The sequence below is a fragment of the Dyadobacter luteus genome (assembly GCF_003383615.1).
GTDB lineage: Bacteria > Bacteroidota > Bacteroidia > Cytophagales > Spirosomataceae > Dyadobacter > Dyadobacter luteus.
Map to the genome: position 1 here is coordinate 27,349 of NZ_QNUL01000012.1, position 11,678 is coordinate 39,026.

Consider the following 11,678-nt stretch of genomic DNA (forward strand, 5'->3'; position numbering starts at 1 on the left):
TTTGTGTACTCTCAGTGTCTTCAATTTCCCCCCCCATCTAGTTCTTGAGACTATCTCTCTCGGCGCTTTCAAATTACAGAGTGGTACACCAAAACAAATTACTGTATTCTGAGGGATGACATGTTAAACCGTACTTTTTCAGATAGTGAATGGAGACATAAGGGTATCGAAGACTGAGCAGAATCAGGATCAACAATTTGACTCCTTCAACAAAGCAGGTTGCAAGAAAATATTTCAAAAAAAAATTTCAGGCACTTTCACCCAAAGACAGGAGTATTTAAAAATGATCTCTGAGCTTCGTAAAGGAGATGGCATAGTATTCTGGCGAATTGATAGCACCGGCCGGCCGGAGTCTTGGTAGGACAACTTAGGAATTGATAAAGCTCATGGTCGAGTGGAAAGAGATGGGTGCAGACCCTCGGAGTGTTTGGGAAGGAATTAACACTTCTACAAAGATGGGCCGACTCTGGTATATATTGAGCTGTATTCGCCGAGAACGAACGTGAAATGTATTGATACAATCTAAAAAAATCTATGTGAAGTCTTGTTAGATTTTAAATGATTTAACAGATAAAGATTATCATTCGAGCTGGAGAGGGGATATGCTGCAGAGGCTAGAAACAGATATTTGTAAAAACAGCAATGAGCTAATTTTCACTGCTGTTTTTTAATTAACCGTGTTTAGAATAATTCCGAAGGACTAACCAAAGTGCCTGATTATCTTAATTTTTCTTTTTACACCAGAAGTTGGCAGTATGTCCTGAAATACCATGAAAGTTCTGACATTCTCGTTATTACCTTTCCTTCAACCCTAATGTTTTCATTAGCTCCTTAACTGCTACCGACCCGGCACGGTTTGCGCCAATGGTAGATGCAGACGGGCCATATCCAGATAAATGAATTCGGGGTTCTTTGGCAACCATCGTTGCCAATCGACCGGCCATAACAATGCCGCCACTTTCTTCTCTGGGTAGGACGGAATCCAAGTGGTGAAGTGCTCCCCGAAAACCGGTATTCCATAGAATAATGTCAGCTTTTTCTTCTTTGCCATCTTCCCATTTTATGCCATCCTTGGTGATCTCGCTGAACATTGGTAATCGTTCAAGCACGCCTCTTTCTTTCATTGCTATTACTTCGGGAGAAAGTGGTAAGCCAGTCACTGAAACAACAGACAAAGGCGGCAATCCATTCCTAACTCTTTCTTCTACCATAGCTACCGCATTGTGTCCAGCAACGTCGTCAAACGGCCCTTCTCTAAACACCGGTATCTTGCGGGTAACCCAGGTCGTGGTAGTTACTTTTGAAATCTGATCCAACAGCTGAATGGCTGAGATTCCGGCACCGACTACAATCACATGTTTACCTCTGAAGTAGTCGGCAGTTTTAAAATCCTTTGTGTGTAATTGCTCACCCTGGAAAAGATCAGCTCCTAAATATGTAGGGATGAAAGGGTTTTCCCAAGTCCCGGTTGCATTGATAATGCCAAGGGCAGAAAATAAGGTCTGTGAAGAATCCAGGTGGAACCGATCGTTATGAAGGTATACATGGTCAACCTTAAGAGGGCGGTACACCTTTATATCAAATCGCTTCTCATAAAGATCAAAGTAATGCGGCACGGCAATGCTGGCTTGAACGGTCTGGCTTTCGGTAGTTAAAGTATCTTCAAAAGACATGCCTGGCAGGTCGTGAATTCGGTTCACGGTGCTCAAAGTGAGGGATGGCCACCGGTATTGCCATGCGCCACCTGCTGAGGGCGCCTCGTCAAGCACAATGAAATCAGCGCCAGTTGACAGGCCCATCTTTCTTAAATGATAAGCTGCTGATAATCCCGCTTGTCCTGCACCAATAACTGCTATTTTTGTCTTGTAACGTATTTTTTCTCTCATTAATATACTATTGTTTCGAGTTTACTACGGTTGCTTTTAGAGTCAATATGATTAGTTCTCCGAGATTCAATCCAGGCAGTAACAAAGTTAATGATGAAATGAATAGAGCTATTTAGTCAAGCCCTAGAAAACGACTTCGGTTGGTGTTTATAAAATCCATAGGCAATAACCAAGTATTTTGATGTATATGAAGAGGGATAAGTAATCTTTTCCGATTTGACGATAATCTTTTTGAATTTGTTAAGCTTCCAAAGTAAAATACTGAAAACGCTTTACCTTGGATGAGTGAAGCTGATATTTTGCAAATTCTATTTTGATGGCGGTGCTTCTGTACCTTCTCCCCTGGATGTCCCCTTGGGAGGGGGGATTAAATTATCTAGCGAAAATAGTTCAGGCGGAACCATATATGAAGTGCGAGCGAGGTTACGAGAATTGGTGCGAAAATAGCTACGCCCTTTACAATGTCATTTGATGCGAGTTTTGGATCGGAGCATTATGACTGAGCTAGTTAGGATTAAGATGTGCTGTAAGTATACATCCGGACTACTATATAAGTGAGAACTGGCACCTTTGACGGATCCGGGTAGCCCTTACTTGTGAAGGAGTATAATGAGTCAAAATTCGTCACTTCCAAATCTGCGAGAGGGAAAGCGAACGGAGTAATTTTAGATAAGCAATTGAAAATGATGAACAGCGATCTAAATGTCAGGCACGATTGGATTGTCAACGAAATAGAAGAAGTTTATAATCAGCCATTGCTTGATCTGGTTTATCGTGCGGCTACTGTACACCGGCATTTTCACAAGGCTGGCCAGGTTCAGGTTTGTACGCTACTTTCAATTAAAACAGGAGGGTGTCCCGAGGATTGCTCTTACTGCGGCCAGGCCGCCAGGTATCATACGGGCATATCTGTGAAATCGCTTATGTCCAAAGAGCAGGTGGTTGCTATAGCCAAAAGAGCCAGAGAGGCGGGATCTTCCAGATTTTGCATGGCAGCAGCCTGGCGCTAGGTGCGGGATAACCAGGATTTTGAGACGGTGCTGGGCATGGTGGAAGGGGTTAATGAGCTGGGACTTGAAGTATGTTGCACATTAGGAATACTTTCCCAAAGCCAGGCTGAACGTTTACAGAAAGCAGGTCTATATGCCTACAATCATAATCTGGACACTTCTAAGGATCATAATGATCAGATTATCAGCACGCGGACATTTGATGACAGGTTAAAAACGCTCAGCCATGTACGTAAAGCGGGAATATCTGTATGTTCAGGGGGAATTATCGGTCTTGGCGAGACGCATCAGGACCGGATCAGTATGCTGCATACACTTGCCACGCTGCCTGTTCATCCGGAATCTGTTCCCTTCAACGCGCTGGCCCGCGTTGAAGGGACGCCGCTGGCTGATTTCCCCAAAGTCGACCCATGGGAGATGGTCAGAATGATCGCTACTGCAAGGATCATTATGCCCAAAGCAATGGTCAGACTCAGTGCTGGCCGTGCGGAGATGAGTACAGAAGAGCAGTCGTGGTGTTTCATGGCGGGAGCAAACTCCATTTTTACAAGTGAGAGCGAAAAGCTCCTGGTTACGCCCAATCCACGACTAGCAGATGATCGGAAGATGTTTACGCTTTTGGGGTTGAAACCCATGGTCTTAGAAGATCAGTCAGTCGTCTAAGAAGTGTATATCACATATTATCAGAATGGCCAGTGATAGCTGGCCATTCTGATAAAGTTTGCAGAAAATAGATACAGGTAAAGGTTGCCATATCACAATAGACTGGTCCAAATTATATGTCAGGACTATCGATGTTGCCTTATATACTCAGACGGAGAAATTTCATACAGTTCCTGAAAAGTCTTTCTGAAGTGTTTGATATCTTCAAATCCCACCAGGTTCGCCACCTCTGATACCCTGTATGTCGTTGTAGCCAAAAGCTGTGCGGCACGTTTTATCCGGATGTCACGTATGAACTCGACCACCGACTGACCGGTAATTGATTTGATGTGCCTGTAAAAGGTGGACTGACTCATTCCCATTTCCCTGACAAGAAACTGGACATTAAATTCAGGATTTGCCAGGTTAGACTCAACAATGGACATAGCCTTTTCCAATAGTTCCCTGTCAGAATTCGGAATAACGATATCGGTGGGCTGCATCAATAATTGTTTTTGATAGTACTCTTTTAGCCGTCGTCTTTCTCTGAGCATTACTACCACTTTAGCATAGAGCAAATTGGGATTAAACGGTTTTGCCATGTACTCGTCAGCACCAATCTGTATGCCCTCCAGTTCGTTAGCGGCGGTAGATCTGGCAGTCAGCAGCAATACCTGAATATGTTGTGTTTTAGGATTTTGTTTGATCTTCTGGCAAAGTTCCAGTCCATCACTACGAGGCATCATTACATCACTGACAACAATGTCAGGTACAGTTTCCTGCGTTTTCTCCCAACCATCTATTCCGTCAACGGCGGTGAGCACCGTAAAAGAAGATGAGAACAAATCAACAAGATAATTTCTTACTTCTTCACTATCTTCTACTATCAACAACCGGTAAGCGTTTAACTGAGTAGGATTACTATCCAACTGTTGCAGTTCGACTTTATTCAGATCGAGGATAAGTTCCTGAGCAGGTAGTTCAGATTGGACTTGTTTTTCGATGATTTGCTCATCAGACAAATGTTTCCTTCCAAAAGGTAATCTGATTGTAAATATTGATCCTTCAGATGGCTTGCTTTCGACAGTAATATTGCCATGATGCGCCAGCACAAACTGTTTAACAAGCGACAGTCCAATACCTGTGCCGACCATTCTCAAAGTTTCTGTTTCTGAAGCCTGATAGTAAGGGTCAAAAATTTTCTGCTCATCACCAGGCTGCATACCAATCCCCCAGTCACGCACTGTGATTTGCAGGAAGTTGTCTAACGGAGCTTCTGCCTCAAATAACGCATCTTGACCGGCAGTTCCTGCTATGGATATACAAACTCTTATTTTCCCGCCCTCAGGGGTGAATTTTAAAGCATTTGATAGAAGATTCACAAGAATTATTTCCAGTTTGTTCTGATCAAAATAGACCTCCGGATCAATATCTGGTTTTTGAATGGCGTAGTCAATATGGAGCTCCTGTGCTTTTAGCTTGAAGATCAGGAATACTTCCTCAATAAAACGAACTGCTTTTGATTTTTGTGCTCTGAGCGACACATGTCCTGACTCCAGTTTTCGGAATTCCATTAACTGGTTCACAAGTTCTAGCAGCTTGTGGGTTTGCTTGTGTACCAGCATCATTTTCTCTCTTGAGGTATTCTGATTGTCATTTCCTTCGGAAACAAGTTCCTCCATAGGGCCAAGGATCAGCGTCAGGGGTGTGCGTAGTTCATGAGAAATATTAGTGAAAAACCGAAGCTTGCTGTTGGTCATCTCCTTTTCTTGCTCAACCCTGAAAGTTTCCAATGCCAGCTTACTTTTCAGGGACTGCTTAGCCATTTCGATTCTCCGGTAGATTGCAAAAGCCGTCATCGCAAGGAGGGTATAGAGAAGATAGGCCCACCAGGTTTTCCACCAGGGCGGAGCCACGATGATATGTAGTGATGCAGGCTTTTCAGACCAGATGCCATCATCATTGCTCGCTTTTACCAGAAAAGTATAGCTTCCTGCGGGAAGGTTGGCAAAAGTGGCCATGCGTTGTCCCGCAGTAGTTTTAATCCAATCCCGGTTGTATCCTTCCAATTTGTAGGCGTACTGCTGCTTGGATGGATTGACAAAATTTAAACCTGTGAACTCAATCGAAAAATCATTCTCCTTGGGTTGAATGTGGATATCCTGTAAGTCTGAAAGAGGTTTTTGTAAAAGAACTCGTCCATTAAGTGTATCTCCGATTCCGACTACCTGATTAAGTATTCTGAATTCGGTGAATTGGACTACGGGCGGGAGACTATTGGGTTTAACAAGTTTCGGATCAAAGTAGGTAATGCCATTTGTCCCACCAAAGTAGAGCTTGCCATTGTCTGCCGCGTAAGCAGCCCCAATCTTGAAGGAATTGCTTTGTAGGCCGTCGGATACATCGTAATAGAATACCCGTTTTGTTTCGGGGTTGAATTGGTATAGCCCTGCACCTCCGATCCAGATGTTACCATCCCGATCCTGAAGCAGGCTTTCTATATCAGTTTCAGAAATCCATGGACTGTACCGTTTGATAATTTGATTACCTGATGGTTCTTTTTCCAGTTTATGTAAACCGCCTCCAATGGTCCCGATCCACAGGTTTGATTGTTTATCAAGCAATAGGGGCCAGGTATAATTGGTCTTCAAACTATGAGGATTGCCCGGCTCGTGACTGAATTGTTGGATAAGCTTCAGTTGACGACCGTCAGTCTGCATTTTCAGAAGACCGACGTCACGTGTTGCAGCCCAAAGAATATTTTCTTGGCTGTCATAACACAAGGATGTGAACTGAACTGTGGGAAGCAGTTTGTCATGGCTATTGTACCCACGGATAAATGTTCCGTTTTTATTATAGGAGTAAATCCCGGCATTGAAAGATGCGATCCAGATTGTGCCTTGCTTATCTTCGACGATACTTTCAATACTGATGCTATACCAGGGAGCAAAGTCGGAAGAGGCAGCGATACGTTTCAATGGTGAACTTCCATCACTTTTCATAGTAAACAACCCTCCATAACGTGTGCCTATCCATAACGTTCCGTCAGAAGCTTTGTAGATACAGGATACATCTGTTCCATTGGTGGAACCCGACAACTCTCTGTTGAGGTAGTTCTGGTAAGTTTCTGTTTGTGGATTGTAGCTGGCAAAGCCATTTCTTGTTCCTATCCAAAGCTTGTTGTCAGCCTGGTTATGGTAGATAGCATTGATGTAATTATCTGCTGGAGTGCTCTTCTCTGTGACATGCCGTCTCAAATGGCCGAATGGTTTTGAACGCAGATTGAGGAGGTTAAGCCCGCCGGCAGACGTAGCAAACCAGAGATTATTGAAGCTGTCCTCCTGCACTTCATGCACCCGCACTGAATTAATACTGTATGGATCTGAATCCATGGGCAAGAAAGTGCGTATTTCCTGTTGATTAATAGGGGCATCAGATCCGGTTGGGTTGATACTACTGGCAAGAAGGAGGCCATGTCTGGTGCTGATCCAAAGTCTGTGAAGAGAATCTACGAAAAGATTTTCAATCAGCGCAAATGTTAGTGTGACTGCTTTGGGGGCAATTCTCTCTGCTGCCGGTAGCTCACTTTTGCTTGCACGCAGAATTTGGTTTTCAGCCCCGATCCACAGGTCTCCATGCCGGTCTGCATGCAGGGCTCTGATATCACTGGTGCCCAGAAAGCGGACTTGTCTCGCACCTTGTTTACTCAGATCAGAGCTCTGGTTTTTGTAAAACCACAATCCATTAGCAAGGGTGCCAATCCATATATTTCCTATGTTATCTTTTACAATCTTACTGATGGGGGGATCGCTCGCATTGATGCCCAGACGGATTCGGTTGGCGCCGGTGATTTTTTGTTGACCGTCAAGCTGCAAAACGATTACTCCATGGCGCTGCGTTCCCACCCACAACCGATTATGCTTGTCGGATACTATTGACATTACATTGGTAGAAGAGAGAAAATTAACAATTTCGGGTAACTGGTTTGCACCAGGCATTTGAGCGATAGGCAGGAATCTGTCATGCAGGGCATCATACCAAAACAGACCAGCTCTTTCAACACCTACCCATAGCGCTCCGGAAGAAGCGACATGCATTGAGCGGATTCTGTTAGCAGATATGCCGGTCTGGTCGTCTAGCGATAAGTCATAACGCCTGATCTCGTAGCCATCATATCGGTTAATGCCCTTATTGGTCCCCACCCAGATAAAGCCCGCTTTGTCCTGAATCACGCACATCGCGTCACTGTGAGACAAGCCCTGATCAACCGTAATTTGCTCGAAGCGGAACTGTTCCGGCACACGCTGAGCAGAACTTGTCAGCATGGTAAAAACAAACAGGAACAAACAAAGAAGACTTTCGTATAACTTTTTAAGCATAGAGGATTTTCAACCGGATCCCGAAGCGACAGTAGCAGTGGAATGTTTTGTAATGGTATGACAAATTTATTAAAGATTGTGCTTTTTCTATGTTTCGGACAAGTTTTACATTTAATCTGGTTGAAAGTGCCTAAAATATGTAAAAATGACACTTAATGCTGATTTACCCCCCGCTATTTGGCGGAAAATCCCCCCTCTACTGTGCACACTTCCATCTATTTTTGCACTATTCAAATATTAAATTTCTCTTTTGGGTAGTGATGTGTTCCCCCAATATATATTAAGATCATTCCTTACCCTTACTTAAAACACTGGCAGAAGTGCATGCTCACAGCACACGATTTGCACCTCTATATCCTGAAGCATTTCAGAATACTGATGGCGCTGGGTGGCACTAGAATATGTCCACCAAAACAAAGACAACCAATTATTATTTATCCTTTAACTAACAGCTTTCCTTTATGAAGAGACATCTGCATTTTGTTCAGAGCACTATCATCCCTAGCCGGTGGATAGGGTTTTTCCTGCTCATATTTTATTGTCATTTATCCCTTAGCAGTTTTGGGCAAGCTGGTGGAATCACCGTCACTGGCCGCGTAACTGATACGAAAGGTGAGTCACTGCCTGGTGTGAATATCATGGTCAAAGGCTCTAAGGAAGGAACCTCTTCGAATGTTGAGGGAAATTATACTTTGAAGGTGCCATCTCAGAATTCTATTCTGGTATTTTCATATGTGGGCTATGTGGCTCAGGAAGTAAGTGTGGGCACGCGTAAAAATATTGATCTTACGCTGGCCGAGGACGATAAATCTCTGGATGAAGTGGTTGTGGTAGGTTATAGTTCGATGAGAAAGAAAGACCTTACAGGTTCGATTGTTCAGATTCGTCCCGACAAAATAGCAGATCAAAACCCGAATACTACGCAGGATATTCTCAGAGGAACGCCTGGCGTAACGATCGGTTTCGATCCATCTGCGAAGGGGGGAGGTTCTGTGCAGATTCGCGGGCAACGCTCAGTTTACACAGCCAACGGGCATAATGATCCACTGATCGTTTTGGACGGAATGATCTTCTATGGTGAATTGTCGGAAATTAACCCTGACGATATCAGTCAGATAGATGTATTAAAGGATGCTTCGGCAGCGGCTGTATATGGTGCCAAATCGGCTAACGGTGTTTTAATCATCAGTACTAAAAAAGGTCAGAAAGGTAAACCCAAAATCAATTTCACTTCCAATCTGGGCTTTGTTACCATGGGCGCTAACCGTAATGTTTTTGACGCGGATGGCTACATGAAATACAGACAGGACTGGTATACTGCGCCAACTTATGGGTTGAACACGGCCACAGGAAATTATGAAGCCTATAGATCTGGCTTTGCAACGCAACCGGGGTATCATGTGCAGCCTACAGATGCGAATCTGTCCAAATATGGTGTGAGTCTTGATCAATGGAGAGGTTATACCGGTTCGTCAAACGGATCTGCTAGCGATCAGGAAATATGGGCGAAACGGCTCTTGCTGCAAGGAACTGCACTTGACAACTTCCTGACGGGACAAACATTTGACTGGTACAAACATAGCTTCCGCACAGGGGTAAATCAGGATTACAACCTGAGCGCGTCCGGGGCAACTGACAATATTAACTATTACATGTCATTTGGTTACCTTAATAACGAGGGGGTTGCGAAAGGTAATACTTATAGAGCTATTCGTTCTAATATGAAGGTGGAAGGAAAAATTACAAAATGGCTGGACATTGGAGCCAATGTAAACTTCCAGCATCGTACAGACGGTGACCTGGCTGTAGACTGGGGAACTCAGATTATCAGAAATGCTCCTTATGCCAGTTACAAGGATGCAGATGGAAACCTGCTTGTTCGTCCAATGGGTGATAATATGGTTAACAACTTTGGCTATAACTATGATTTTGACCGGCAGTACAGAGATCTGGATAAAGGATATACGATATTCAATACCATATTAACTTCTAAAGTGAAATTGCCATTTGATATCACCTACTCCTTTAATTTCTCTCCGCGTTACCAGTATTTCCATGACCGTTATTGGGAATCGGCCAGTCATCCAAACTGGAGAACTACGAACGGACTTGTGAACCGCGAACAAACACAACGTTTCGACTGGTCGCTGAACAATACAATCAATTGGGATTATACCTTTGCTGACGTACACCGTGTGAGTGCAACCCTGGTTCAGGAGGCAGAAAACAGACAATCCTGGATGGATCGCGTAGAAGCGAGGAATATCATGCCGAGTGATGCATTGGGATACCATGAAACTTATTACGGGGATAAAAACAGAAGTAGCTTTGATGCCAATGATGTAAAAGAAACAGCGGACGGGATGCTGGCAAGGTTGTTCTACGCGTATGATGACCGATATATGATCACTGGTTCTGTACGTCGCGATGGCTACTCGGCTTTTGGAACTTCGAATCCCAGAGCAACATTCTTTTCGGTAGCTGGTGCCTGGACGTTCAGCAATGAGAAATTCTTCCGCTGGGCGCCACTCAATAATGGTAAACTCAGGCTTTCTTGGGGACAAAATGGTAACAGATCGCTGTCAGATCCTTATCTGGCTCTGGCTAACCTCGGTGCTGGCGTAGGCGCGACTATGGGTTATCTGGATGCAAGCGGCAACCTGATTCAATACCGTTACCTGACAGTAGGCCGTCTTGCAAATCCGAATCTTCACTGGGAGCGCACAGAAGCGTTCAACTTTGGAGCAGATTTAGGCTTTTTCAAAAACAGGATCTCGACGACAATCGATTTTTACAATACGCCTACAGTGGACATGATTATGAACCGTACATTACCTGGGTTTACAGGTTTTGGAAGTATTACCACTAACTTGGGTAAAGTAGAAAACAGAGGTTTTGAGATCAGTATCAACTCACAGAATATCGCTACCAAGTCGTTTACCTGGAATTCAGTATTCGGGTTCTCGAAGTACAAGAATACTATCAAACACCTGTATTACATTTATGACAATGTTTTGGATAGTGATGGTAATATCACAGGTACGAAGGAAAGAGATGATATTTCAAACGGTTGGTTTATCGGACAGCCGATCAGCTCGATCTGGAACTATAACGTGACCGGAATATGGCAGGCTAATGAAGCTACAGAAGCTGCAAAATATGGTCAGCGCCCTGGTGATCCGAAAGTAGCCAATAGTTATACTCAGGACGACAGGGTTGGTGCAGATGGAAGCCGTACACCGGTTTACAACGACAATGACAAACAGTTCTTGGGACAAACTGCCCCGCCAATTATGTGGTCATTGAGAAATGATTTTACTTACAAGAACCTGAATTTCTCTTTCAACCTGTATTCCTACATGGGACATAAGAGTCTGGATTGGTCCTACCTGAATCAAGATAATGGAACGTCTCTGGTGACAAACTTGGCTAATGCCTATCAGAAAGAATACTGGACTTTGGAGAATCCTGTAAATCATGTAGCGCGCTTGGATGCGAAAGGACCATCAGGTGTGAATGCACCCGGAAGGCTTTACAACAGATCTTTTATTCGTCTTGAAAACATATCAATCGGCTACACAGTACCCTCCAAACTATTGTCCAGCTGGCATATTGATAACCTGAGAGTTTTTGGTTCTATCAGAAACGTGGCAGTATGGAAGAAGGATAAAAACTGGGATTACTGGGATATCGAGACCGGGGGAATTGCTCCGCGCATGTTCAATCTTGGGTTAAATGTGTCGTTTTAAAGAATTACAACA

The 11,678-nt window shown here is 43.9% G+C and carries 4 protein-coding genes and 1 pseudogene; 3 read left to right on the top strand and 2 right to left on the bottom strand.

The window, feature by feature from the left end; genetic code table 11:
• Positions 1–145 precede the first annotated feature (145 nt).
• A complete protein-coding gene (locus tag DSL64_RS29565; RefSeq protein ID WP_158547930.1) occupies positions 146–361 on the top strand; it encodes a recombinase family protein in 216 nt (71 codons plus the stop codon).
• Positions 362–794: 433 nt separating this feature from the next.
• Here DSL64_RS29565 and DSL64_RS15490 read toward each other — a convergent pair whose 3' ends face one another.
• Positions 795–1,886, bottom strand: a complete 1,092-nt coding sequence (locus DSL64_RS15490) for an NAD(P)-binding domain-containing protein (RefSeq protein ID WP_115831828.1) — start codon at positions 1,884–1,886, stop codon at positions 795–797.
• Positions 1,887–2,572: 686 nt separating this feature from the next.
• Between DSL64_RS15490 and bioB the strand changes: the two are divergent.
• A pseudogene (gene bioB, locus DSL64_RS15495) lies at positions 2,573–3,559 on the top strand (biotin synthase BioB).
• 125 nt (positions 3,560–3,684) lie between these two features.
• On the opposite strand, the gene DSL64_RS15500 reads toward bioB, so the two are convergent.
• Positions 3,685–7,917: a hybrid sensor histidine kinase/response regulator transcription factor gene (locus tag DSL64_RS15500; protein WP_115831829.1), complete on the bottom strand. Its 4,233-nt coding sequence runs from the start codon at positions 7,915–7,917 to the stop codon at positions 3,685–3,687.
• 461 nt (positions 7,918–8,378) lie between these two features.
• On the opposite strand from DSL64_RS15500, the gene DSL64_RS15505 reads away from it, so the two are divergent.
• The gene (locus DSL64_RS15505; RefSeq protein WP_115831830.1) at positions 8,379–11,666 is read left to right on the top strand and encodes a SusC/RagA family TonB-linked outer membrane protein; all 3,288 of its coding nucleotides are present in this window, start codon (positions 8,379–8,381) and stop codon (positions 11,664–11,666) included.
• Positions 11,667–11,678 lie beyond the last annotated feature (12 nt).

Bases quoted from the DNA above. Each gene is read 5' to 3' on its own strand.
- DSL64_RS15490 (WP_115831828.1), bottom strand. From the start codon at position 1,886: ATGAGAGAAAAAATACGTTACAAGACAAAAATAGCAGTTATTGGTGCA.
- DSL64_RS15500 (WP_115831829.1), bottom strand. From the start codon at position 7,917: ATGCTTAAAAAGTTATACGAAAGTCTTCTTTGTTTGTTCCTGTTTGTT.
- DSL64_RS15505 (WP_115831830.1), top strand. From the start codon at position 8,379: ATGAAGAGACATCTGCATTTTGTTCAGAGCACTATCATCCCTAGCCGG.